This window comes from Nocardioides sp. Z35_8 (assembly GCF_059621125.1).
Genome location: NZ_JCAQIE010000001.1, coordinates 1,347,770 through 1,371,974, shown reverse-complemented (window position 1 = coordinate 1,371,974; position 24,205 = coordinate 1,347,770). Strand labels below are relative to the sequence as shown.

24 protein-coding genes are annotated in these 24,205 nt (G+C 74.6%); 16 read left to right on the top strand and 8 right to left on the bottom strand.

Annotated elements, in window-relative coordinates; all coding sequences use genetic code 11:
* Window positions 1-71: 71 nt before the first annotated feature.
* From AC54T2_RS06585 to AC54T2_RS06575, 3 genes are all read left to right on the top strand, one after another.
* Window positions 72-848, top strand: coding sequence for a GntR family transcriptional regulator (locus tag AC54T2_RS06585; protein ID WP_186340064.1), 777 nt, complete (start codon window positions 72-74; stop codon window positions 846-848).
* A 90-nt stretch (window positions 849-938) separates the two neighbouring features.
* A complete protein-coding gene (locus tag AC54T2_RS06580) occupies window positions 939-1,508 on the top strand; it encodes a DJ-1/PfpI family protein (RefSeq protein ID WP_186340063.1) in 570 nt (189 codons plus the stop codon).
* Window positions 1,505-2,347 carry an alpha/beta fold hydrolase gene (locus AC54T2_RS06575; RefSeq protein ID WP_496665808.1) on the top strand — a complete coding sequence of 281 codons (843 nt, stop codon included), beginning with the start codon at window positions 1,505-1,507 and terminating at the stop codon, window positions 2,345-2,347. The genes AC54T2_RS06580 and AC54T2_RS06575 overlap by 4 nt, the downstream gene beginning before the upstream one ends.
* A 29-nt stretch (window positions 2,348-2,376) precedes the next feature.
* Here the strand turns inward: AC54T2_RS06575 and AC54T2_RS06570 are convergent, their stop codons facing one another.
* From AC54T2_RS06570 to AC54T2_RS06550, 5 genes are all read right to left on the bottom strand, one after another.
* Window positions 2,377-3,168, bottom strand: coding sequence for a SurA N-terminal domain-containing protein (locus tag AC54T2_RS06570; protein ID WP_186340061.1), 792 nt, complete (start codon window positions 3,166-3,168; stop codon window positions 2,377-2,379).
* 69 nt (window positions 3,169-3,237) lie between these two features.
* The gene (locus AC54T2_RS06565; RefSeq protein ID WP_186340060.1) at window positions 3,238-3,636 is read right to left on the bottom strand and encodes a hypothetical protein; all 399 of its coding nucleotides are present in this window, start codon (window positions 3,634-3,636) and stop codon (window positions 3,238-3,240) included.
* A gap of 55 nt (window positions 3,637-3,691) precedes the next feature.
* Entirely contained in the window at window positions 3,692-5,146 is a 1,455-nt protein-coding gene (locus tag AC54T2_RS06560) for an aminobutyraldehyde dehydrogenase (RefSeq protein WP_489975634.1), read from the bottom strand.
* Window positions 5,147-5,165: 19 nt separating this feature from the next.
* Window positions 5,166-5,501, bottom strand: a complete 336-nt coding sequence (locus AC54T2_RS06555; RefSeq protein WP_186340058.1) for a cupin domain-containing protein — start codon at window positions 5,499-5,501, stop codon at window positions 5,166-5,168.
* 49 nt (window positions 5,502-5,550) lie between these two features.
* Window positions 5,551-7,167, bottom strand: a complete 1,617-nt coding sequence (locus AC54T2_RS06550) for a PucR family transcriptional regulator (RefSeq protein ID WP_241005301.1) — start codon at window positions 7,165-7,167, stop codon at window positions 5,551-5,553.
* A gap of 105 nt (window positions 7,168-7,272) precedes the next feature.
* Here AC54T2_RS06550 and AC54T2_RS06545 point away from each other — a divergent pair, with 105 nt between their 5' ends.
* The 5 genes from AC54T2_RS06545 (at window position 7,273) to AC54T2_RS06525 (ending at window position 13,326) form a co-directional block, all read left to right on the top strand.
* Window positions 7,273-8,826 carry a CoA-acylating methylmalonate-semialdehyde dehydrogenase gene (locus AC54T2_RS06545; RefSeq protein ID WP_496665807.1) on the top strand — a complete coding sequence of 518 codons (1,554 nt, stop codon included), beginning with the start codon at window positions 7,273-7,275 and terminating at the stop codon, window positions 8,824-8,826.
* Window positions 8,819-10,174: an aspartate aminotransferase family protein gene (locus AC54T2_RS06540; RefSeq protein ID WP_496665806.1), complete on the top strand. Its 1,356-nt coding sequence runs from the start codon at window positions 8,819-8,821 to the stop codon at window positions 10,172-10,174. Before AC54T2_RS06545 ends, AC54T2_RS06540 begins: the two co-directional genes overlap by 8 nt.
* Before the next feature lie 8 nt (window positions 10,175-10,182).
* Window positions 10,183-11,598, top strand: coding sequence for an NAD(P)/FAD-dependent oxidoreductase (locus AC54T2_RS06535; RefSeq protein ID WP_496665805.1), 1,416 nt, complete (start codon window positions 10,183-10,185; stop codon window positions 11,596-11,598).
* A gap of 100 nt (window positions 11,599-11,698) precedes the next feature.
* Window positions 11,699-12,349, top strand: coding sequence for a sigma-70 family RNA polymerase sigma factor (locus tag AC54T2_RS06530; protein ID WP_489975630.1), 651 nt, complete (start codon window positions 11,699-11,701; stop codon window positions 12,347-12,349).
* Window positions 12,346-13,326 carry a CU044_5270 family protein gene (locus AC54T2_RS06525; RefSeq protein WP_496665804.1) on the top strand — a complete coding sequence of 327 codons (981 nt, stop codon included), beginning with the start codon at window positions 12,346-12,348 and terminating at the stop codon, window positions 13,324-13,326. The genes AC54T2_RS06530 and AC54T2_RS06525 overlap by 4 nt, the downstream gene beginning before the upstream one ends.
* 289 nt (window positions 13,327-13,615) lie before the next feature.
* Here the strand turns inward: AC54T2_RS06525 and fgd are convergent, their stop codons facing one another.
* The 3 genes from fgd to AC54T2_RS06510 all read right to left on the bottom strand — a co-directional run bounded on the left by fgd (window position 13,616) and on the right by AC54T2_RS06510 (window position 16,594).
* Entirely contained in the window at window positions 13,616-14,626 is a 1,011-nt protein-coding gene (gene fgd / locus AC54T2_RS06520) for a glucose-6-phosphate dehydrogenase (coenzyme-F420) (protein WP_186340052.1), read from the bottom strand.
* A 49-nt stretch (window positions 14,627-14,675) separates the two neighbouring features.
* Entirely contained in the window at window positions 14,676-15,506 is an 831-nt protein-coding gene (locus AC54T2_RS06515) for a sigma-70 family RNA polymerase sigma factor (RefSeq protein WP_186340051.1), read from the bottom strand.
* Between the two features lie 119 nt (window positions 15,507-15,625).
* Window positions 15,626-16,594 (bottom strand): helix-turn-helix transcriptional regulator, encoded by a 969-nt coding sequence (locus AC54T2_RS06510; RefSeq protein ID WP_186340050.1) that lies wholly within the window; start codon window positions 16,592-16,594, stop codon window positions 15,626-15,628.
* Window positions 16,595-16,770: 176 nt separating this feature from the next.
* Here AC54T2_RS06510 and AC54T2_RS06505 point away from each other — a divergent pair, with 176 nt between their 5' ends.
* The 8 genes from AC54T2_RS06505 to AC54T2_RS06470 all read left to right on the top strand — a co-directional run bounded on the left by AC54T2_RS06505 (window position 16,771) and on the right by AC54T2_RS06470 (window position 24,198).
* Entirely contained in the window at window positions 16,771-17,106 is a 336-nt protein-coding gene (locus AC54T2_RS06505) for an ANTAR domain-containing protein (protein WP_186340049.1), read from the top strand.
* Window positions 17,107-17,114: 8 nt separating this feature from the next.
* The gene (locus tag AC54T2_RS06500) at window positions 17,115-17,825 is read left to right on the top strand and encodes a GAF and ANTAR domain-containing protein (RefSeq protein WP_186340048.1); all 711 of its coding nucleotides are present in this window, start codon (window positions 17,115-17,117) and stop codon (window positions 17,823-17,825) included.
* A 108-nt stretch (window positions 17,826-17,933) separates the two neighbouring features.
* Complete coding sequence (locus AC54T2_RS06495) at window positions 17,934-19,076, top strand: glycosyltransferase (RefSeq protein ID WP_496665803.1); 1,143 nt, start codon at window positions 17,934-17,936, stop codon at window positions 19,074-19,076.
* A complete protein-coding gene (locus tag AC54T2_RS06490; RefSeq protein ID WP_496665802.1) occupies window positions 19,073-20,140 on the top strand; it encodes a glycosyltransferase family 4 protein in 1,068 nt (355 codons plus the stop codon). Before AC54T2_RS06495 ends, AC54T2_RS06490 begins: the two co-directional genes overlap by 4 nt.
* Complete coding sequence (locus AC54T2_RS06485; RefSeq protein WP_186340047.1) at window positions 20,137-21,207, top strand: glycosyltransferase; 1,071 nt, start codon at window positions 20,137-20,139, stop codon at window positions 21,205-21,207. Before AC54T2_RS06490 ends, AC54T2_RS06485 begins: the two co-directional genes overlap by 4 nt.
* Window positions 21,204-22,085 (top strand): glycosyltransferase family 2 protein, encoded by an 882-nt coding sequence (locus tag AC54T2_RS06480; RefSeq protein ID WP_186340046.1) that lies wholly within the window; start codon window positions 21,204-21,206, stop codon window positions 22,083-22,085. Before AC54T2_RS06485 ends, AC54T2_RS06480 begins: the two co-directional genes overlap by 4 nt.
* Window positions 22,082-22,519 (top strand): SRPBCC family protein, encoded by a 438-nt coding sequence (locus AC54T2_RS06475; protein ID WP_206054487.1) that lies wholly within the window; start codon window positions 22,082-22,084, stop codon window positions 22,517-22,519. Before AC54T2_RS06480 ends, AC54T2_RS06475 begins: the two co-directional genes overlap by 4 nt.
* On the top strand, window positions 22,516-24,198 hold the full coding sequence (locus AC54T2_RS06470) for a phytoene desaturase family protein (RefSeq protein ID WP_206054486.1): 1,683 nt from the start codon (window positions 22,516-22,518) through the stop codon (window positions 24,196-24,198). Before AC54T2_RS06475 ends, AC54T2_RS06470 begins: the two co-directional genes overlap by 4 nt.
* Window positions 24,199-24,205 lie beyond the last annotated feature (7 nt).

The following is a 24,205-nucleotide window of genomic DNA, read 5'->3' as shown; positions in this document are numbered from 1 at the left end:
CGAGAGCATGAGTCACCGCACCGGCCGCTGTCAACGGTCCGGCCAGCACTGGTGAGAAGGGACCGGACAGCATGGACGAGGCGAGGACGGGCGAGCCCCCCGTGTCATGGGTCGCTCCCACCGGTGGGCGCAGGCGCCTCGAGCGTCCTCGTGGGCGGCTGGCCGACGAGGTCTACGACGCCCTCCTGGGACAGCTGATGTCGTTGCGCATCGAGCCCGGCTCCCGCGTCACGATGGACGCCCTGGCCCGCGAGCTGCGCGTCTCGCAGACCCCCATCCGCGACGCGCTCAACCGGATGGAGGCCGACGGCCTGGTCGTCCGGGTGCCGCACGCCGGCTACCGGATCCCCCCGCAGATCACTCGCGACCGCTTCGAGGACATGGTCGAGATCCGGCTCCTCCTCGAGCCGTCCGCCGCCCGCCACGCGGCGGAGCGCGCCACGACCGGCCAGGTCGAGGAGATGCGCCGGCTGCTCGAGGAGATGGGCCAGCTCGTCGAGGGCGGCCGCCACCTCGCCTACGGCGCCTTCGGCCTGCGCGACGCCGCCCTCCACGACCTCGTCGCCGACAGCGCGGGCAACCAGGTCGTGCGCGAGGCGCTCGCCCGCCTGCACACCCACGTCCACCTGTTCCGGCTGCTCTACGACGCGGAGGTCACGTTCCTCGCCATGGGCGAGCACGAGGAGGTCGTCGACGCGATCGCCTCCCGTGATCCCGATGCCGCCGCCTACGCGATGCGGCGCCACATCCTGCTCTCGCGAGACCGGTTCCGCCGTCTCTTCGAGGAGTCCGAGCAGGATCTGGACGCACCACCCCTTGACGCGGACGGTCGCCCGCAGCGATCCTGACCCGACCGATCCGATCGGATCCGATCCTGTGGTCGGGCTTGCTCGGGTCCGGACCGCTCGTCTTTGCCGCCCTCAGCCAAGGAGACCCAGGTGCCCAGAGCACTGCTCATGACCGGCGACGCCGCCGAAGAGCTCGACACCATGTACCCCTACTACCGCGTGCAGGAGGGCGGGTGGGACGTCGACGTCGCCTCCCTCACCACGCGCGACGTCCAGCTCGTCATCCACGAGTTCGACCCCAACTGCGACGCCTACGTCGAGAAGCCCGGCCGCAAGCTGCCCGTCGACCTGACGTGGGCCGAGGTCGACCTCGAGCGCTACGACGCCCTCATCATCCCCGGCGGCCGCGCCCCCGAGTGGATCCGCGTCGACCCAGACGTCCGCCGGATCACCGAGCACTTCTTCGCCCGCAACCTCCCCATCGCCCTGGTGTGCCACGGCGCCCAGGTGCCCGCGGTCTACGGCCTCCTCAAGGGCCGCAGCACCGCGTGCTTCCCACCCATCGCCGGCGACATGGAGAACGCCGGGGCGACGGTCGTCGACGCCCCCGACTGCGTCGACGGCAACCTGGTCTCCTGCCGCGGCTGGCCCGACATGCCGCAGTTCGGCCGGGCCATGATGGAGGTCTTCGACAAGTCCATCGGCGGCGCGTCGGCATGAGCCGTGGCCTCCCCGCGGAGGCCGCGACTCCCACGCCGGGGGAGGTCGTCGACGTCGACGGCTCGCCCGTCCGCGTGCACGAGACCGGGGCCGGGCACGCCGTGCTGATGCTGCACGGCTCCGGTCCCGGCACGACGGGCGCCGGCGCCTGGGCAGCGACCGCGGCGGCGCTCGCCGGCTCGCACCGCGTGGTCGCGCCCGACCAGGCCGGCTTCGGCCGCACCCCGCTGCCGGCGGGGTCGTCGGGCGGTCGCCGCACCTGGACCGACCAGGCCGCCGGCCTGATGGACGCCCTCGGCGAGACGTCCTACGCCGTCGTGGGCCACTCGATGGGCGGCGCGGTGGCGCTGGCCCTGGCCGCCGCCCGTCCGCAACAGGTCACCCATGTGGTGGCCGTCGGCACGATGGGCGCCCCGGGGGCGCCGCTGTCCGCCGACCTCGACGCGGTCTGGGCCGCACCCCCGACCCCCGACGGCGCACGCGACATGACCTGCCGGCTGGTCCACGACCAGCGCCTCGTCACGCCGAAGGCCGTGGCCGCCCGCACCGCGGCGATGCAGGCGGGCGCGGAGGCGTTCGCGACGCTCTTCCCGCCGCCTCGATCGCGGTGGGTCGACGACCTGACCCTCTCCGCCGACGAGCTGGCGGCCATCCGGGCGCCGGTGCTGCTCGTCCACGGGGCGCACGATCGCCTCACGCCGCTCCGGACGGCCGCGCTGCCGCTGCTCGAGCACCTCGATGACGTACGCCTCCACGTCCTCGGCCGGTGCGGTCACGCGCCCGCCCTCGAGCAGCCCGCGGAGTTCCAGGAGCTGCTGGCCGGCTTCCTCGCCCGCTGAGCGGGCGCAGCGTCAGAGGTTGCCCGACGTCAGAGGTTGATCGTGATGTCCGCGTCCTTGCGGAGGTCCGTGACCAGCTCCGTGGCGACCTTGCCGACCTGCTGGGCCTCGGCCTGCTCGACGAGCTGGTCGCGCACCTGGTCGAAGGGCGGGATCTCCTGCCCGCCGCCCGACGCGGCCTGCTGCTTCTTGGCCTGCGCGTAGATCTTGCGCAGCTCCTTGTCGGTGGGCTCGAGCGGGCCGTCCTCGTCGGCGACGAGCTGCTCGACCATCGCCTGGGTCTCGACCTGCTCGCGGGCCTGCTCGGCGCTCAGGCCCTGGGCCTCGACGGCCTCGAGGAGCTCGTCGGCCGACCCCATGCCGTTCTGCTTCGCCAGGTCGGCCAGCTCCTCGTCGACGGCCTCGTCGCTGACCTCCAGGCCACGCGACTCGGCCTCCTGCAGCAGCAGCTCGGTGTCGACGAGGTTGTCGGCGGTCTGCTTGCGCAGCGCCTTCTCGTCGGGCTCCTCCCCGGTCATCTGCGCCTGGGCCGCCGCCTGCTGGAAGGCCGCCTTGTAGATCGGCACGAACTCCTCCTTGGTCACCTGCTCGCCGTTGACCTCGGCGACCACGTCGGGGATCGCGTCGAGGTCGGGCTGGGGGCCCTCGGCGGCGCCGTCGGAGGCGCTCGCGGACGGCGAGGAGCTCGACGAGGAGTCCTTGGCGTCGTCGGACGCGTCCGACCCGCCGCAGGCGGAGAGCGTGAGCACGGCGGCGACCGACAGGGCGCCGATCACGGTGCGGGTGCGGGAGGTCATCAGGGAGAACACGGAGGAAGTCATCGGTAACGACGGTACGCACCCAACCTGAACGCCGTCCTCAGGGTCCTCAGGCCCTGGGGGCGGGACGGCTCAGAGGTCCTCGAGGGAGTCGGGCACGGTGAGCGCGTCGGGGTCCTGGCGCACCGGGAGCTGGGCGAGCGCCGTGCGTACGAGCGTCAGTCGCGCCGCGACCGCCACCTTCTGCCGCAGCCGGCCCACACCGCTCTCGCCGAGGGTCTGCTCGACCGCGGCCGCGATCTGGGCGTCGGTGAAGGTGGGCCGGGTGCCCGCCGGCACCTCGACGTCGGGCAGGGCGAGCAGGACGGGCAGGACCTGGCTGCCGACCGCCTCGAGCAGGTGGTAGCGCTCGATCTTGCTCATCGACTCCCAGGCCGCCTCGCCCTTGGCGCGGCGCCCGACCTTGCCGCCGGCCACGATCTTGGCGGCGGCGGTGACGGCCACGGTCAGCTCGTGCTCGGTGAAGCGCATGGCCCCAGCATGCCCGACCCGTCGAGACCGGGACGGACCGGCACTGGCCCGCCTGTCAGTAGTGGGCGGTCATCACGTGCTTGATGCGCGTGTAGTCGTCGAAGCCGTAGCCCGACAGGTCCTTGCCGTAGCCCGACGCCCCGAACCCGCCGTGCGGCATCTCCGAGACGAACGGGATGTGGGTGTTGACCCACACGCAGCCGAAGTCGAGCTCGCGGGTGAGTCGGTCGGCGGTGCCGACGTCGCGGGTCCACACGCTCGCGGCGAGGCCGTAGGGGACGCCGTTGGCCATCGCGAGCGCCTCGGCCTCGTCGTCGTAGGACTGCACCGTCAGGACGGGGCCGAAGACCTCCTCCTGCACGATGCGGTCGTCCTGGCGTACGCCGGTCACGACGGTCGGCGCGAAGAAGAAGCCGGCCTCACCGTGCCGGGCGCCTCCGGTGCGGACGCTCGCGTGGGCGGGCAGGTCGGCGAGGAACGACTCGACCTTCGCGAGGTGGGCGGCGTTGTTGAGCGGACCGTAGTCGGCCCCGTCGTCCGACGGCGGGCCGGGCCGGGTGGCCTCGGCCTCCGTGACCAGCAGCTCGACGAGCTCGTCGTGCACGCTGCTGTGGACGATCACCCGGGTGGCGGCGGTGCAGTCCTGGCCGGCGTTGAAGTAGGCGGCCGCGGCCACCATCTCGGCGGCCCGGGCCAGGTCGGCGTCGGGCGCCACCACGACCGGCGCCTTGCCGCCGAGCTCGAGGTGGACCCGCTTGAGCGACCTCGCGGCCGACAGCGCGACCTCCGTGCCCGCGCGCACCGACCCGGTGATCGCGACGAGTCCGGGGGTCGGGTGCTCGACGAGGTAGCGACCCGTGGAGGCGTCGCCGTTGACCACGTTGAGCACGCCGGGCGGCAGGATCGCGCCGGCGATCTCGGCCAGCAGGACGGTGGAGCGCGGCGTGGTGTCGCTGGGCTTGAGGACGACCGTGTTGCCCGCCGCCAGCGCGGGCGCGATCTTCCAGATCGCCATCGCGAAGGGGTAGTTCCACGGCGTCACCTGGCCGACGACGCCGATCGGCTCGCGACGGATCGCGGAGGTGTGGCCCTCGAGGTACTCCCCCGACGACTTGCCCTCCAGGAGTCGCGCGGCGCCGGCGAAGAAGCGCAGCTGGTCGACGCCCTGGTCGACCTCCTCGCTCGCGATGTGGCGCACGGGCTGCCCGGTGTCGCGGGCCTGCACCTCGCTGATCTCGTCGCGGCGCTCCGCGATCGCGGTCGCCAGGTCGAGCAGGTAGCCCTGGCGCGCGCCCGGGGTGAGCCGCTTCCAGGAGGCCGAGGCCCGCTCCGCGGCGGCGTACGCCCGGTCGACCTCCTCGTGCGTCGAGACGGGCGAGCGCCCGTCGGGTGCGCCGGTGACGGGGTCGACGAGCTCGATGAACTCGGTGCTCGCCGACGCGACGAGCTCGCCGTCGATGAAGTTGCGGATCGTCGGGTCGGTCGGCTGGTCGGTCGGCTGGTCGGTCATTGCTCTCCTCGGCGGGCGGTCAGGCGACGTAGATCTTGCGGATGGTCTCGTGGACGACCCAGGTCGTGTGCTCGCCGGCCCGCAGGCGGACGACGCTGCCCGGCCCGAGCTCGACCTGCTCGCCGTCGTCGAAGGTCACGCTCGCGGCGCCGGAGAGCACCACGAACACCTCGTCGACCTCGACATCGGTGGCGGTGCCCGGGGTCATCTCCCACACCCCGACCTCCACGCCGGACACCGCGGCCAGCGCGCGCGAGCCCGCCGCCGGGGCGCCGGCCAGGACCGTGCCCGGGTCGAGGGGCGCGGTCGGCACGGGCGCGGCGGTGTCGAGGACGCGGGTCGCGGCGGGGCTCATGGCTGCATCGTCCCCAGCGGGGCGGGGCGCGGCGGCCGACGATCTGTCGTCACTTCGCCCCTCCGCCCAACAGTTCGTCTGCCACGAGCGCGACGTGCAGCGAGACCCGGACGTCAGGGTCGTCGAGGTCGGCGCCGAGGATCGACTCGATCCGTGCCAGCCGGTCGTAGAAGGCCGCGCGCGACAGGTGCAGGCTCGCCGCGGCCTCGGTCTTGCTGGCCGGGTGCAGCACGAGCGCGCGCAGCGCCGCCACCAGCTCGGTGCGCGCCCCGTCGGCCCGGTCGTGCTCCTGCAGCGGCCCGAGCTCGCGCTCGACGAAGAGGCGGACCCGCTCGTCCTCGCCGAGCAGCGCCAGCAGCCCGCGCAGGTGCAGGTCGGCGAGGCGGTGCACCCCGGGATCGTGCTCGCGCCTCACGGCGGGAGCGGCGTCGGCGACCTGCCCCGCCTCGGCCACCGTGCGGGCCACCCCGGCCGGGTCGGCGACGGGGCGGCCGGCGGCCACCAGCACGTCGTGGTGGGCCCGCACGCGCGCGGCGAGCCGGTCGACCAGGTCGTCGGCCGAGGACGCGGGAGCGCTCGAGACCAGCACCCGCAGGTCGCGCTCGACCTCGCAGACCAGGGCCGGCAGGCGCAGCGCGTGGGCGGCGCGGACGACGGTCGCGGCCACCTCGTCGGGCTCGGCGGAGGGCGAGGCGCCGACGCGCGGGCGGACCACCACGCCGGTCAGGGTGCGCCGGCGCACCGGGAAGCCGGCCAGCTCGCAGCGTCGTCGTACGTCGTCGGAGTCGGGGTCCTCGCTCAGCCCGGTGAGCAGCTCGAGGTGCGTGCGGCGCATGAGCGTGCCGCGGTCGCGGTCGTGCAGGCGGTGCAGGGCGAGGGCCGACGCGGCCCGCTCGGCCACGGCCACGAGCCGCTGCGACGGCGTCTCGGGTGAGCCGATCACCAGCCGTCCCCACGCCCGGTCGGTCGTGCCGAGGCGGGTGACGAGCCACCCGTTGGCGGCGTCCCAGCCGGTGCGGCCGGCGACCTCGACGCGCTGGGACCGGGCCGGCCATCCGTCGAGGAACCCGCCGCCGTCGTCCGGGCCGGCGAAGTAGTCGAGCGGGCGGTGCTGGGCGTTCTCCACGACCACGGGCGCGTCGGCCAGGCGCTGCACCGCGCGGAGGATCTCGGCCGGGCTCGCGAGGTCGTAGCCCAGGTCGGTGAACGTCTCGTGCACGCGCTGGGCCTCGCGCAGCTCGGCCAGCTGCCGGTCGACCACCCGCTCGCCGATCTCCTGCGCGAGCGTGGCGAAGCGGGTCTCGCGCGCCAGCACCACGAGCGGGAGCCCGTGCTCCTCGCAGGCGGCGACGAGCGGGTCGGGCAGCGCCGAGGCCCATCGTCGGCCGAGCTCGACCACCACCCCCGCGCTCCCGACGTCGACGAGGGCGTCGACGAAGGCCTCGAGCCCGGCGGTGTCGTCGTCGTCGGGGAGGCCGGTGCCCATCGTGAGCAGCAGGTCGCCGGCTCGCAGGAGCTCGCCGACGTCGAGTCGCTCGGTGGCGTGCACCCACCGGATCGGCCGGCCGGCCCCGGCGGCACCGGCGACCACCTCGGGCGCGGCGCGGCGCAGCGCCGGCAGCTCCAGCGCCTCGCGCAGCGTCACCCCCGGCGTCACGTCGACCACGGCGGCAGCCTACGGCCGACGGGGTGACGATGTGTCCGGCGACCGGCCGCTTTGCCGACGATCCGACACCCGCGCGTGCGACGTACGACGAGCAGGATGAGCGCCATGAGCACCCCGAACCCGCAGGACGTCGTGCACTGGGCCGACGGCGCGCCGCTGACCGGCTCCCCCCTCGGCTGGGCCGACGTGACCAACCCCGCCACCGGCCGGGTGACCGGACGCGTCGCGCTGGCCAGCGAGGAGGACGCCGCCGCCGTGATCGGCGCCGCGTCGCGCGCCGCCGCGCCGTGGGCGGCCACCTCGCTCGCCCGACGCACGCAGGTCCTGTTCGCCTTCCGCGAGCTGCTCAACAGCCGCAAGGACGAGCTCGCCGCGATCATCAGCAGCGAGCACGGCAAGGTGCACTCCGACGCGATGGGCGAGATCGCCCGTGGCCTCGAGGTCGTCGAGTTCGCGTGCGGCATCTCCCACCTGCTCAAGGGCGGGCACAGCGAGAGCGCCTCGACCGGCGTCGACGTGCACTCCAAGCGGGTGCCGCTGGGCGTGGTGGGCATCATCAGCCCGTTCAACTTCCCGGCGATGGTGCCGATGTGGTTCTTCCCGATCGCGATCGCGGCGGGCAACACGGTCGTGCTCAAGCCCAGCGAGAAGGACCCGAGCGCGGCCAGCTGGATCGCCGCGCTCTGGCAGGAGGCCGGGCTCCCCGACGGCGTGTTCAACGTCCTGCACGGCGACAAGACCGCGGTCGACGCGCTGCTCACCAGCCCCGACGTGCAGGCGATCAGCTTCGTCGGCTCGACCCCGATCGCGGAGTACGTCTACGAGACCGCGAGCCGCCACGGCAAGCGCGTCCAGGCCCTCGGCGGCGCGAAGAACCACATGGTGGTCCTGCCCGACGCCGACCTCGACCTGGCCGCCGACTCGGCCGTCAACGCCGGCTACGGCAGCGCCGGCGAGCGCTGCATGGCGATCAGCGTCCTCGTCGCGGTCGACCCGATCGGCGACGAGCTCGTCGCCCGGGTCGCCGACCGCACCCGCACGCTGCTCATCGGCGACGGCGGTGCCGACGCCACGGCCGCGGGCGAGGGCAAGGAGGCCGACATGGGTCCGCTCGTGACCCGGGCCCACCGCGACAAGGTCGCCTCGTACATCGACTCCGGCGAGGCGGCCGGCGCCAAGGTCGTCGTCGACGGGCGCGACGTCGCGGCCCGCGGCGGCTCCGACGACGTGGCCGAGGGCTTCTGGCTCGGCCCCACGCTGTTCGACGAGGTCACCCCCGACATGGAGATCTACCGCGAGGAGATCTTCGGGCCGGTGCTCTCGGTCGTGCGCGTCGCCAGCTACGACGAGGCGGTCGCGCTGGTCAACGCCAACGAGTACGGCAACGGCACGGCCGTCTTCACCAACGACGGCGGGGCCGCCCGCCGCTTCGAGGCCGACGTGACCGTCGGGATGATCGGCGTCAACGTGCCGGTCCCGGTGCCGGTCGCCTACTACTCCTTCGGCGGCTGGAAGCGCTCGCTGTTCGGCGACACCCATGCCCACGGCACCGAGGGCGTGCACTTCTTCACCCGCGGAAAGGTCGTCACCACCCGGTGGATCGACCCCGCCAACCGCCCCGAGGGCGGCCTCGAGCTGGGATTCCCGCGCAATGACTGACCCGACGACGGCCTCGGACCTGGCCGGCACCCACGACGCCGCCCGGACCTACGAGCTCGACCGCGCCCACGTCTTCCACTCCTGGTCGGCGCAGGCCGAGATCAGCCCGATGGTCGTCACCCGCGCCGAGGGCAGCCACGTGTGGGACGGCGAGGGCCGGCGCTACCTCGACTTCTCCTCCCAGCTGGTCTTCACCAACCTCGGCCACCAGCACCCGCGCATCGTCGCGGCCATCCGCGAGCAGGCCGCGCACCTGTGCACGATCGCCCCGGCGGTCGCCAACGGCGCCCGCTCGGAGGCCGCCCGGCTGATCGCGAGCCACACCCCCGGCGACCTCGACCACGTCTTCTTCACCAACGGCGGCGCCGACGCCAACGAGCACGCCGTACGCATGGCGCGGCTCCACACCGGCCGGCACAAGGTGCTCACCACCTACCGCAGCTACCACGGCGGCACGCACCTCGCGGTCAACATGACCGGCGACCCGCGCCGGTGGGCCAGCGACCAGGGGTCGACCGGCACCGTGCACTTCTTCGGCCCGTTCCTCTACCGCAGCCCTTTCCACGCCACCAGCGAGGCCGAGGAGTGCCAGCGCGCGCTCGAGCACCTCGAGCAGGTGGTCGCGCTGGAGGGGCCGGCGACGGTCGCGGCGATCGTGCTGGAGGCCATCCCCGGCACCGCGGGGATCATGGTCCCGCCGCCGGGCTACCTGGCCGGGGTGCGCGAGATCTGCGACCGGCACGGCATCGTGCTCGTCGCCGACGAGGTCATGTCGGGCTTCGGGCGCAGCGGGCGGTGGTTCGCCGTCGAGCACGGCGACACCGTCCCGGACCTGCTGACCTTCGCCAAGGGCGTCAACTCCGGCTACGTCCCGCTCGGCGGGGTCGCGATCAGCGACGCCATCCACGCGACGTTCGCCCACCGCGCCTACCCCGGCGGGCTCACCTACTCCGGGCACCCGCTGGCGTGTGCCGCCGCCGTCGCGACGATCCGCGCGATGGAGGACGACGACATCGTCGGTCGCGCCGAGCGGCTCGGCGCCGAGGTGCTCGGGCCCGGCCTGCGCGAGCTGGCCGCCCGGCACGAGTGGATCGGCGAGGTGCGCGGCACCGGCGCCTTCTGGGCCGTCGAGCTGGTCGGCGACCGCGGCACGCGCGCCCCGCTGGCCCCCTACGGCGGCTCCAGCCCCGAGATGGCCGCCATCGTGACGGGCTGCCAGGAGCGCGGGATGCTGCCGTTCAGCAACTACAACCGCATCCACGTCGTGCCGCCGCTGACCACCAGCGACGAGGAGGCCCGCGAGGGCCTGGCGATCCTCGACGCGGCGCTGACCGCGGCCGCCGGCTGACCGACGACGTGCCCCGCCCCCACCGGCACGCCACCGCCTACGAGCGGCACGCCCCCGACCCGCGGCTCGTCTCGCGGTCGCTCGCCGGCAGCCGCCTCGGTGCCTTCTGGCTCGACGACGTCGGCGCGCGGCCGGCCCACGACCCGCTGAGCGGCTCCACCCGTGCCGACCTGACCGTCGTCGGCGGGGGCTACCTCGGCCTGTGGGCGGCGGTGCACGCCAAGCGCCGCGATCCCGGCCGCCGGGTGGTGCTGCTCGAGTCGCAGACGGTCGGGTGGGCGGCCTCGGGGCGCAACGGCGGCTTCTGCGAGGCCTCGCTGACCCACGGCGAGGACAACGGGCGCTCGCGCTGGCCCGAGGAGTACGACGTCCTGGAGCGGCTGGGCGAGGCCAACCTCGACGCGTTCGAGGCCGACGTCCGCGACCTCGACCTGGCCTGCGAGTGGGAGCGCACGGGGGCGCTGTCGGTGGCGGTCGAGGAGCACCAGGTGGAGTGGGTGCGCGAGTCCGCGCACTTTCTCGACCGCGCGCAGGTGCGGGCGGCGATCGACAGCCCGCTCTTCGTGGCCGGCGAGCGCGAGCCCGCCACCGCGCTCGTCCATCCCGCCCGGCTCGCCGCCGGCCTGGCCCGGGCCGCCACCGACCTCGGCGTTGAGGTGCACGAGCACTCGGCCGTGACCGGCGTACGCCGCGAGGGCGGTGTCGTCGAGGTGTCCACCGCCCGCGCCACCGTCACGTCCGACCACGTGGTCCTGGCCACCGGCGTCTTCCCGGGCCCGCTGCGCCGCAACCGGCTGATGACCGTGCCGGTCTACGACTACGTGCTCGTCACCGAGCCGCTCACCGCCGACCAGCGCGCGTCGATCGGCTGGGCCGGGCGCGAGGGCCTCGGCGACCTGGCCAACCAGTTCCACTACGCCCGCCTGACCGCCGACGACCGCATCCTGTGGGGCGGCTACGACGCGATCTACCCGGCCGGCGGTCGGATGCACGTACGCCACGAGGACCGGCCGGACAGCCACGCGCGGCTGGCCTCGCACCTCCTCGCCACCTTCCCCCAGCTCGAGGGCATCCGCTTCACGCACCGGTGGGCCGGCGCGATCGACACCTCCACGCGGTTCGCGGCGTTCTACGGCACGACCCACGGTGGCCGGGTGGCCCACGCTGCCGGCTTCACCGGCCTCGGCGTCGCCGCGACCCGATGGGCCGCCGAGGTGCTCCTCGACCTGCTCACCGGCCGGCCGACCGAGCGCACCGAGCTGCGGATGGTGCGCGAGCGCCCCCTCCCCTTCCCTCCGGAGCCCCTCGCGTCCGTCGGCATCAACCTCACCCGCTGGTCGCTCGACCGCGCCGACCACCGCCATGGCCGGCGCAACGCGTTCCTCCGTGCCCTCGACCGGGTCGGGCTCGGCTTCGACTCCTGAGCCGACCACACCGCGTCCGGCGACGTGGGGCACGCGCTCCGGGTGACAATCGACCTCGCGGATCGGGAACCCCCCCGACCTGAGCGGACAGTAGTGGGTTGTGAGCACAGGACATCGTGACCTCCGCCGGAGGCTGCGCCAGGGAGACCGGGCCGCGTTCGACGCCGTCTACGCCGAGCACGTGGACGGCGTCTTCACGCTGGCGCACCGCCTGACGGGCCACTGGGCGACGGCGGAGGACGTCACCTCGGAGACGTTCCTCGCCGCGTGGCGCACCCGCGAGTCGATCACCGACGACGACCGCCCCCTGCGGCCGTGGCTGTGGGGCATCGCGACCAACCAGGCGTTGAACGCACGCCGCAGCCGTCGCCGGTTGACGACGTTCCTCGCCCGTCGTCCACGCGACGAGTCGGTGCCCGACCTCGCCGACGAGGTGGTGGAGCGCCTCGACGAGGCGGACGTGCTGGCCCGGGCCGCCCGGGTGATCGGGTCCCTGCGCCGAGCGGAGGCAGAGGTCGTCGCGTTGTGCGTGTGGTCGGGACTGACCTACGCCGAGGCCGCGGAGTCCCTCGGCGTGCCGGTCGGCACCGTGCGGTCCCGGTTGTCGCGCGCCCGCGCCCGGATGCGCGAGCTCGTCGCCGATCCCGACCCTCCATCTGCTCGACCGCCGACCTCGCCCGCCGCCTGCGGCCCCGTGCACCCCACGGGGCCCGTCCCACCCGTCCGACCCGTCCGAGGAGGACGACCGTGACCCGCGACCTCGACGAGCTCCGGCGCAGCCACCCCGCGCCCCACGACATCACCCTGTCCCCCCTCCACCGCGCCCGCCTCCGCTCGCGCGTGGACCTGGCGATCGACCGGCACGAGGCCCGGCGCAGGGTCGTACGTGGCATCGCCGCGCCGGCCACCGTGCTCGCCTGCGCGACGGCGGTGGCGACGGTGGGCGTGCTCGCCCTGACCGGCGACTCGCCTGCACCCCGGCCCGAGGCGACGCGCGCGGTCATGACGTCGCTGGCCGCGACCCGGGTGCTCGACGGTGCCGCCGACCGGGCGCTCGCCTCGCCGGCGGCGACGGTGCGCGAGGACCAGTTCGTCTACACGCGCAGCGCCGTGATCGCCAACGAGGGCAGGCTCGGCGAGGGCGTCGTGCTGGGGCCGGTCCACGAGCGGGAGACCTGGCTGGGCCAGGACCCGGGCCCCTTCGGCTGGCAGGACGACCTGATCCGTGAGCTCGGACAGGACTGGCCGCTCGAGTCGGGCGGACCGTCGCCCGCCGGCGCGCGCCGCCCGACGCACGCCTGGCTCGCACAGCTGCCCACCGACCCGGACGCGCTCCTCGACGTCCTCGACCGCGCGGCGGTGCCCGTCGACGGCCAGGAGCAGCAGCAGGCGACGTTCGAGCTCATCGGCTCGCTGGTGTCGGAGCAGCTGGTGCCACCCGACACGGCGGCGGCGCTCTACCGCGCCGTCGCCCGGATCGACGGGGTCGAGGTCGAGCGCGGCGCCACCGACGCGCTGGGGCGCCGCGGGGTCGGCATCACCCGCACCGACGCGCGCTTCCGCACCCGTACCACGTGGATCTTCGACGCGAGCACCTACGAGCTGCGCGGCACGCGATGGTTCTTCACCCACCCCGACGGATCGCCCGACACCCTCTTCGGCGCCACCGCCGTGCTGGAGACCGCCGTGGTCGACAGTGCCGGCCAGGCACCCGGCTCGAAGACCTGACCCCCGACCTCCGCGCCCTGGCGGCCGCTGGACACGTCCCGTCCCCGCTAGGACACCCGGATCCGGGCCGTTGAGCGGGGACGTACCCGCTCCACCCCAGCCCCGGCCTACGCCCCGGCGCCACGGTCCGACTGGACGACGCTACACGGGTCCGGCGCGCCCACTGGACACGTCCCGTCCCCGCTAGGACACCCGGATCCGGGCCGTTGAGCGGGGACGTACCCGCTCAACCCAGCCCGCGCGTACGCACCGACGGGCCGCCGAGGGCGGACCGCCACCCGGGTCGAGCTCAGCCCCGGAGGCCGCGTACGGCGGGAAGGACCTGCTCGCCGAGGTCGGCGAGGAAGCGCTGCTGGTCGTGGCCCGGGCCGTGGAAGACGAGGTGGTCGAAGCCGGCCTCGACGTAGGGGCGGACGGCGTCGACGACCTCGTCGGGGGTCGTGGCGACGATCCAGCGCGAGGCGACCTGGTCGAGGGGCAGCCGGTCGGCGGCGGCGGCCATCTCGACCGGGTCGTGGAGGCGGTGCTTGTCCTCCGCGCTCAGCGACAGCGGAGCCCAGAAGCGGGTGTTGTCGAGCGCCTCCTCGCGGGTGGCCGCGTAGGACAGCTTGATCTCGATGAGCCGGGCGAGGTCGCCCGGCGAGCGCCCGGACGCGGCGAGGCCCTCGTCGACGGCCGGGAGCAGCTTGTCGGTGTAGAGGTCCATGCCCTTGCCGCTGGTGCAGATGAAGCCGTCGCCGACGCGGCCGGCGTACTTGGCCATCTGCGGCCCGCCGGCGGCGACGTAGATCGGGACGCCGCCCTCGGGGCGGTCGTAGACGGTGGCGTCGACGGTGCGGTAGTGATCGCCCTCGAAGGTGACCCGCTCACCGGCCCACAGCGCGCGCATGAGTCGTACGGCCTCGCGCAGCCGGGCCCAGCGCTCGCGGAAGTCGGGCCAGTCCTGCAGCCCGACGGAGATCTCGTTGAGCGCCTCGCCCGTGCCCACCCCGAGCACCACGCGCCCCGGGCTCAGCAGCGCGAGGGTGGCGAGCTGCTGGGCGAGCACGGCGGGGTTGTAGCGGAACGTCGGGGTCAGCACGCTCGTGCCCAGCACCACGCGCTCCGTACGCTCGCCCATGGCCGCGAGAGCGACGAGTGCGTTCGGCGCGTGGCCGCCGTCGTGGCGCCACGGCTGGAAGTGGTCGCTGACCCAGACGCTGTCGAGGCCGACCTCCTCGGCCCGCACGCCGAGCTCGACGAGCTCGCGCGGGCCGAACTGCTCAGCGGATGCCTTGTAGCCGACGGAGAGGGGGGTCACCGCGCCATGGTGGCACGGTGACCCCGATCCCGGAGTGACTCGCGGGAGGTCAGGCTGCCGGTGAGTAGTCGACCAGGCCGGCGCGCAGGTCGGCCAGGATCCGCGTGAGCACGCGGGAGACCTGGGCCTGGGTCAGGCCGACGGCGTCGGCGATCTCCTGCTGGGTCTGCTCCTGGAAGTAGCGCAGGCGCACGATCCGGCGATCGCGTGCGGTGAGCACGCCCATGAGCGGCTCCAGCATGAGCCGGGCCTCGGCACGCGCGATCGCACGGTCCTCCGCACCCAGCAGGTCGCCGAGCGTCGAGGACCCGTCGGACACCGGTGCGTCCAGCGAGGTGGGGGTGAAGCAGCCGTCGGCCGCCAGCGCCTCCACGACGCTGTCCGGGTGCTCGCCGAGGTGCTCGGCGATCTCGCTGGGGCGAGGCGAGCGGCCGTGCATGGACTCCAGCTCCTCCTTCGCGCCCGCGATGCGGGTCTGCAGGTCCTGGACCCGGCGCGGGGGCCGGACCATCCACCCGGAGTCGCGGAAGTGGCGGCGGAGCTCGCCCCGGATCGTCGGCACCGCGAACGACAGGAAGTCGTGCCCGGCGCCGGGATCGAAGCGCTGCGCGGCCTTGGTCAGCCCCAGCAGGGCGACCTGCTCGAGGTCGTCGAGGTCGATGCCGCGGTTGCGGTAGCGGGAGGCCATGCTGCGGGCGACCGCGGCGTTGGTCTCGATGAGCTGACGGATCAGCTCGTGGGCGTCCGCGTCGCCGAGGGCGCCTCGGAGGTCGTTGACGATGGCGTCGGTGCGGCGTGCGCGGGCCTTGCCCTCGAGGGGCTGGACGGGACGGGACTCGACGAGGGCGGGTCCAGCGGGGCGTTCAGTAGCGATCGACATGATGACCACGTGCTCGCTTTCGTGCGTGGATGGTGCTTGCCGTGGTCTCCAGCAAGGACGATCACCTCCACGGTCGCATGGTCTGGACCAGCGCGACAGCCGGAAAGCGAACTCACCCGTCAGGACGAGTGGCGCAGCAAGGTCTGTCCAGGGTTCTCGCCGAACACCTGGCGGTACTCCGCGGCGAAGCGGCCGGGGTTGAAGAAGCCGAAGCGGGCCGCGGCGTCGCCGACGTTGGACACCGATCCGTCGCGCAGCGCCTGGTGGACCAGGTCGAGGCGGACCCGGCGCAGGTAGGCGTGCGGGGTGCAGTCGAGGTGGCGACGGAACGCGTACTGCAGCGACCGCGGCGTCACCGAGCAGGCGCGCGCGATGTCGGAGAGGGTGAGGTCGCCGCCGGCGCGCTCGTCGATGAGGCGCTGCGCGCGGCGCACCGTGGCCTGCGTGGCGTCGCCGACGTCACGGGCTGCCATCGCGTCGGTCACCAGGTTGTTGTCGAACGTGTGCAGCAGGCTGTTGGCCAGCAGCCGGGACGACTCGACCCGGGCCAGCGAGTCGACCGGCGCGGACAGCGGGGCACTGAGCCGGTCGACGACGGCGCGCCACTGGGCCGCCGCGGCGGGCGAGCGGGGCACGTAGCGGGCGAAGGTGAGGTCGGCCGCCGTCTTGTCGAGGTCGATGTCGGCGATCGCGGAGTCGAGCGCCTCGGCCGACACGCTGATGTTGCGCACGTCGTAGCCGTTGCCCCTGCCGCTGAAGGGCATGTCCCAGCCGGCCGCCAGCACGGTGTCGCCCTCCCGGCCCTGGTCGGTGACCGAGTCGCGGGTGTACTCGAGCTCCCCGGCGAACACGTCGACCACGACCAGCGTCGGCATGGCCTCGGCGTCGAAGCGGACGGGGGCGTCGATCTGGAGCCGGTCGAACGACACCGAGCCCCGGGTGCGCCGCTGGTGGTGCACGGTGCCCATCTGGCCGCCCAGCCCCAGCGAGGCGCCGTAGGCCGTGTCGAGCCACTCGCGCGCCTGCTCGCCGTCACCCTCGAAGTCGAAGGACTCGGCGACTCCTCGTCGGATGCCTTGACCCGGCACGGGCACCTCCAGCGTAGGACGTGCGGACGACCCGTGGCTTGAGTCCACCGTGAGAATAACCCACGATCCCCTCGCCTGCCCAGCGAGGGCACGAACCCACCGGTCTGTAGAGTGGCCTCGCTCGAACCGTCGAGCTCCGCCCTGTGTCCGCGGACCTACGTCATGTGAAGGTGACGATGTCTGGGACACCCCTACCCGAGGGCGGGTCGACGCCTCCCGCCGACCCCCTGCGCGACGAGGTCGCGCAGCTGCACGAGGCCGTGAAGTCGCAGCGCGACATCGGCATGGCCATCGGCCTGCTGTCGGCGCGGTACGCCTGCAGCACCGAGCAGGCGTGGCGCACGATCGTGCGCGTCTCGCAGGACAGCAACACCAAGGTGCGCGCGGTGGCGCGGGTCCTGGTGTCCACCCACGACGGCACCGCATCCGAGGCGGACCGCGAGACGCTGGCGCGGTTCGTGGCGCACCTGCCCGCGTCGGGGTGGCCGGAGGGGCAGCCGGCCGGGGAATAATCGGGTCCATGAACATCGACGACGCCGCGCTGGCAGACAGCCTGCGGCGACTCTCCCAGCCGCGCGAGGACGACGGGAGCATCGTCTCGGCGCTGCAGGTCGTGGTCGCGGCGTGCGTGGACCTCTTCGGCGTGGACGGCGCCGGGATCCTGATCGCCGACGAGCAGGACATCCTCGTCTACGCCGCCGCCAGCGACGGTCCCGGCCGGATGCTCGAGCAGACCGAGGCCGAGGCCGGCGAGGGGCCGTGCACGGAGGCGTTCGTGCAGGGGACCGTGGTGGGCAGCCGCGACGTGACCGGCGAGGTCGAGCGGTGGCCCGTGCTGGCCCGGGCGATGGCCGCCCAGCCGGTGCGCGCGGTGCTCGGCACGCCGGTGCTGATCGGCGGGGTGCCGGTCGGCACGCTCGACGTCTACCGCAGCCGCCCCCACGACTGGGACGACAGCGAGGCGGCTGCGCTGGGGCGCTACGCCGAGATCGTCTCGACCACCCTCGCTGCCGCCCTCCAGGCCCACACCGCCGGCGAGCTCGCCCGGCAGCTGCAGTACGCCCTCGACTACCGCGTGCTGATCGAGCGGGCCGTGGGCTACCTGATGGCCAAGCTGTCGCTCGATGCCGTCGGCGCCTTCAACGCCCTGCGCCACGCCGCCCGCAGCAGCCGCACCAAGATCGGCGTCGTGTCGCAGCACGTCCTGGACACCGGCTCGCTCCCCGACTGAGACCCCGGGCCGGACGGCCCGGGCCCCTGGCCCCTCCCTGGGGATGGACCCGGGCCAGGTCCGGCGGCCGATCGTGCATGACACCCCCGCGCGCGGGTACGGCTCCGCGTGGCCACCTCCGACCTGACGACCGTCGCGCCCGCGGCGGCACCCGTGCCGCGTCCCCGCACCGGGCGCATCGTCGTCGCCTCGGTGCCCGCCAACCATGTCTACGTCCGCCACCTCGCGCCCGAGGACGGCTCGGGGCCGGTACGCCTGCCCGACCCGCGTCCTGCCGGCGCGGCGGCGACCCAGCAGTGGTGGCCGCCCGTCATGCTCGACCCCGCGTGGGTCGAGGACCACGACTTCGACGTCTTCCACCTCCACTTCGGCTTCGACGCCCGCAGCGCCGCCGACCTCGAGGAGCTCGTCGCCGCGCTGCGCAGGCGTGGCAAGCCCCTGGTCTTCACCGTCCACGACCTGCGCAACCCCCACCACCTCGACCGCGAGGCCCACGACCGGCACCTGGACGTCCTGGTGCCCGCCGCCGACGCCCTCGTCACCCTCACCTCCGGTGCCGCCGCCGAGATCCGCGAGCGCTGGGGCCGCGAGGCCGTCGTGGTGCCGCACCCGCACGTCGTCCCGTTCGAGGCGATGCGGCGCGCGGCCGCGATGCGCGAGGTGCGCGGCCGGGGGGCCCGCACCCGCGAGTTCCGAGTCGGCATGCACGTCAAGAGCCTGCGCGCCGGGATGAACCCCCACGCGCTGCTGCCCGTGCTCGTCGAGACGGTCCGCGACCTCCCCGGCGGGGTGCTCCAGGTCAACGGCCACCGTGACGTGCTGCTCCCCGGCGGGGCGCGGTACGACGCCGCGCTGGCCGGGGCGCTTCACGACCACGCCGCGCGCGGCGAGGTCGACCTGCGCGTCCACGACTTCCTCGACGACGACGCGCTCTGGGACTACCTGGCCTCGCTCGACGTCTCGGTCCTGCCCTACCGGTTCGGCACCCACAGCGGGTGGCTCGAGGCGTGCCGCGACCTCGGCACCGCCGTCGTGGCGCCGTCGTGCGGCTACTTCGCCGACCAGGGCCCGGTGCTGACCTACGGCCACGACGAGTCGCACCTCGACGCCGCCAGCCTGGTGGCCGCGCTGCGCGAGGCCCGTGCCGGACGCGGCGCCGCCCCGGTCGAGGTGGAGGAGCGCCGCCGCCAGCGCGCGGCGATCGCCGCCGCGCACGCGGCGGTCTACGACGAGGTGGTGGGTCGACGGTGAGGATCTGCCTCATCGCCTCGAGCCGCTATCCGATCCGAGAGCCCTTCGCCGGCGGCCTGGAGTCGATGACCTGGACGACCGCGCGCGGCCTGGCCAAGCGCGGCCACGAGGTCACGCTCTTCGCCGGCCCCGGCTCCGACACCTCCCTGCCGGTGCGCCTGCTGCCGCTGGAGTCGGTCGAGGTCAGCGCCGCCGCGATGGCCGACAAGTTCGCCCCCGGGCACGGCTGGCTGGCCGAGCACCACGCCTACCTCGCCCTGATGCTGACCCTCGCGCGCACCGGCGCCGAGGAGTACGACGTGGTGCACAACAACAGCCTCCACCACCTGCCCATCGCGATGGCGTCGGCGGTCGACGTGCCGATGCTCACCACGCTCCACACCCCGCCGCTGCCGATGATCGAGTCGGCCCTCGCGCTGTGCACGCGCCCCCCGCGGTTCGTCTCGGTGAGCGAGTGGACCGCCGCCTCGTGGCGGCACGCCGTGGACAGCGACGTCGTGCTCAACGGGCTCGACCTGCGCGACTGGCCGGCCGGACCGGGCGGTGGCCCGGCCGTGTGGTCGGGTCGCATCGTGCCCGAGAAGGCGCCGCACCTGGCGATCGCGGCCTGCCGGCTGGCCGGCGTCCCCCTGGTGGTGGCCGGGCCCGTGCAGGACCGGGCCTACTTCGATCGCGCCGTCGCCCCCCTGCTCGGCGACGACGCCCGCTACGCCGGGCACCTCGCGCAGCGCGAGCTCTCCGAGCTGCTGCGGCAGGCATCGGTGGCGCTGGTGACGCCCATGTGGGACGAGCCCTACGGGCTGGTCGCCGCGGAGGCGATGGCCAGCGGCACGCCGGTCGCGACCTTCGCCCGCGGCGGGCTCAGCCAGGTCGTGTCGCCGCAGGGCGGCGTCCTGGCCGCCCCCGGCGATGTCACCGCCCTCGCCGAGGCCGTCGTCGCGGCGACGAGGCTCGACCGGCGCGCGGTCCGTGCCCACGCCGAGTCGACGTGCAGCGCGGACGCGATGGTGGAGGGTTACCTCGACCTCTACGCCGAGCTCGCCCGGCGGGACGACGCGGCGTGAGCGCCCCCACGCCCATGCCCATGCCCGCGCCCGCGCCCGGGGGAACGATCGGCTACTACGTCCACCACGTCGGCAGCGGGCACCGCCACCGCGCGCAGGTCCTCGCTGCGCGGCTGCGCCGTGAGGGCGTCGCGGTCACCGGCCTGTCCTCGCTCGAGCGCCCGGCCTCGTGGGTCGGCGACTGGGTCCGCCTGCCGCACGACGACGACGCCAACCCCCGCGACGTCACGGCCAACGGCCACCTCCACTGGGCGCCGCTGCTGCACGACGGCACCCGCTCGCGCGCCGCCGCCGTCTCCGCCTGGCTCGAGGAGGCGCGTCCCGACCTGCTGGTCGTCGACGTCTCCGTCGAGGTGCTGCTGCTCGCCCGGCTGCACGGGATCCCTGCCGTCGGCGTGGTGCTGCCCGGGCGCCGCGACGACCCGGCCCACCTGCTCGGTCTCGGCGTCGCCGAGGTGCTCGTGGGCTTCTGGCCGCGGGCCGCCCGCGACATGACCCCCGGCCTGCCCGACGACCTGCGCGAGCGGCTGGTGCCCGTCGGCGCGCTGTCGCGCCACCCGGTGCGCCCGGCGCTGCCCAACCTGCCGCACTCCGGCGAGCGCACCGTCGCGCTGATGCTGGGCTCGGGCGGCCACGACGTGAGCCCCGACGACGTACGCTCCGCCCGGCGCGCCACACCCCGCTGGCGCTGGCACGTGCTGGGCGCCGACCGCGACACGTGGGTCGACGACCCCTCGGCCGCGCTGGCGGGCGCCGACGTCGTGGTCACCCACGCGGGCCAGAACGCGCTCGCCGAGACGGCGGCGGCCCGCCGTCCGGCCGTCGTGCTGCCGCAGCAGCGTCCCCACGACGAGCAGCGCACCACCGGCGCCGTGCTCACCCAGGGCTGGCCGGTCGTGGTGCGCACGGCCTGGCCGCAGGCCGAGGACTGGACGGCCGTCCTCGACCGCGCGGCCGCACTCGACCCGCGGCGCTGGACGCAGTGGGTCGACGGCTGGGCGGCCGACCGGTTCGCCGACGTCGTGCTCGCCACCCGCGACGACGTCCGCGCGAGGACCTCGTCGTGACCCGCGTCGCCGTCGTCACCATCGCCCACCACCGGCACGAGCACCTCGCGGCGCAGCACCGCTCCCTCGCCCGCGGCAGCGTGCGACCCGACACCTACCTCGTCGTCGCCATGGCCGACCACGGGATCGTCGACGAGCGGGTGGACGGCCTGGCCCGCGACGTCGTCCGGATCGACCGGGGGCCCGGTGGCCGCCTGCCGTTGGCCGCCGCGCGCAACCTCGGGGTCCGCACCGCGATCGACGACGGCACCGACGTCGTGGTGCTGCTCGACGTCGACTGCCTCGCCGGGCCCGGCCTCGTGGCGTCGTACGCCGACGTGGTGACGACTCGGCCGGGCTCGATCTGGTCCGGGCCGGTGACCTACCTCCCTCCCCCGCCGCCCGGCGGCTACCCCGCCGACCCGGCCGGCCTCGCGGCCTGGGACGACCCGCACCCGGCCCGGCCCCGCCCGGCGCCGGGAGAGCTGGTCGAGCAGCTCGAGCCCGACCTGTTCTGGTCGCTGTCGTTCGCCGTGGCCGCGCCGACGTGGGAGCGGCTCGGCGGGTTCTGCGAGGACTACACCGGCTACGGCGGCGAGGACACCGACCTGGCCCGCTCGGCGCGCGCCCGCGGCATCGGCCTCGGCTGCGTCGGCGGTGCCCGCGCCTACCACCAGCACCACCCGGTGAGCAGCCCGCCGGTCGAGCACCTCGACGACATCCTGCGCAACGGCCGGCTCTTCCACGAGCGGTGGGGCGAGTGGCCGATGACGGGGTGGTTGGAGGAGTTCGAGCGGCGGGGACTGGTGCGCCGCGAGGATGGGCACTGGACCCGGCACACCCCCGATCAGACCCCCGATCAGACCCCCGAGCAGCACGCAGCGAAGGAGACCGCATGAGCACGACGACCCGGACCGTGGCCGCGACCCCCGAGCAGGTGTGGGAGGTGCTGTGCGACGGCTGGCTCTACCCCCTCTTCGTCGTCGGCGCCTCACGGATGCGCGACGTCGACGAGACGTGGCCCGCGGTGGGCTCCCGGCTGCACCACAGCGTCGGCACCTGGCCGCTGCTCATCGACGACACCACCGAGGTGCTCGAGGTCGAGGAGGCCGAGCGGCTGCTGCTGGTGGCCCGCGGCTGGCCTGCGGGACAGGCGCAGGTCGAGTTCGTGCTGCGCCCCGACGGCGACTCGACGGTCGTCACCATCAACGAGGACGCCACGGCCGGACCCGCCCTCCTGATGCCCAAGCCGCTGCGCGACGTCCAGCTGCACTGGCGCAACGTCGAGACCCTGCGGCGACTCGCGTTCGTGGTGGAGGGCCGGACGCAGTGAGCCCCGGCTCGTCCGGCACCTGGGACGCCGTCGTCGTCGGCGCCGGGCCCAACGGGCTCGTCGCGGCCAACCTGCTCGTGGACGCCGGCTGGCGGGTGCTGGTGCTCGAGGCCCAGCCCACCCCGGGCGGCGCGGTGCGCAGCGACCGCGAGGTCCACCCCGACTTCGTCCACGACACGTTCAGCGCCTTCTACCCGCTGGCCGTGGCGTCGCGCGCGATCGCCGACCTGCGGCTCGAGGAGCACGGCCTGGCGTGGGAGCACGCTCCCGCCGTGCTGGGCCACCCCTTCGGCGAGGAGAGCTGGGCGGTCCTGCACCGCGACCGCCACCTCACCGCGGCCGGGCTCGACGAGCTCCGCGCCGGGGACGGCGACGCATGGCTGGACCTCTGCGGCACGTGGGACCGCATCGGCCCCGCGCTGGTCGACGGACTCACCTCGCCGTTCCCGCCGGTGCGCGCCGGGGCCCGGCTCCTCCCCGCCATCGCCCGCGCCGGCGGCCTCGACACCGTGCGCCGCCTGGCCACCCCGGTCTCCTCGCTGGGGCGCGAGCTCTTCGCCGGCCCCGCTGCGGCGCTGCTCCTCGCGGGCAACGCCGGGCACGCCGACTTCCCGCTCGCCTCGCCCGGGTCGGGGGTCTTCGGGGTGCTGATGACGATGCTGGGTCAGACCGTCGGCTTCCCCGTCCCGCGCGGCGGCGCGCAACAGCTCACCGACGCGCTCGTCGCCCGCTGCACCAGCCGCGGCGCCGAGCTGGTCACCGCCGCCGAGGTGACCGCCGTCGACGTCCGCGGCGGCCGCGTGGCCGGCGTACGCGCCCGCGACGGCCAGTCCTACGCGACCCCCGTCGTGCTCGCCGACGTCTCCGCCACCCGCCTCTTCGGCGGGCTCGTCGCCGAGGAGCACCTGCCCGACCGGCTGGTGCGCGGCATGCGTGACTTCGAGCTCGACCCCGGCACCGTGAAGGTCGACTGGGCGCTCTCCGGGCCGGTGCCGTGGCGCAACCCGCCGGCGCACGCACCGGGGACGGTCCACGTCGCCGACTCGGTGGAGGAGATGACGCAGACGCTCGCCCAGGTCTCCTCGGGGGTCGTGCCCGACCGCCCGTTCCTGCTCACCGGCCAGATGACCACCAGCGACCCCACCCGCTCCCCCGCCGGCACCGAGTCGTTCTGGGCCTACGCCCACGTCCCCCAGCCCGACCGGACCCGCAGCGACGCGGGCGGCGAGGTCGCCGGCACCTGGGACCACGACGACACGCAGCGCTTCGCCGACCGCATGCAGGCGCGCATCGAGGCGGTCGCGCCCGGCTTCGGCGACGTCGTGCTCGAGCGCCGCGTGCTCGGCCCGCACGAGCTGGAGGCGCGCGACGCCAACCTCGTCGGCGGCGCCGTCAACGGCGGCACCTCGCAGCTGCACCAGGAGCTCGTCTTCCGCCCCGTGCCGGCCATGCGAGGGCGCGCCACCACCGGCCTCCCCGGGCTCTACCTCGCGTCGGCGTCGGCGCACCCCGGCGGCGGCGTGCACGGTGCCGCCGGCGCCAACGCCGCGCGCGCCGCGCTATGGCACCGGCGCACCCGTCGGCTGCCGGGGCGCTCGTCGTCCCCCTCCCCGTCTCCGTCAGAATCGTCGTCGACCTCCCCCTCGTCCGTCTCGACCTCACCCAAGGGCCCGCGTTGACCGACCA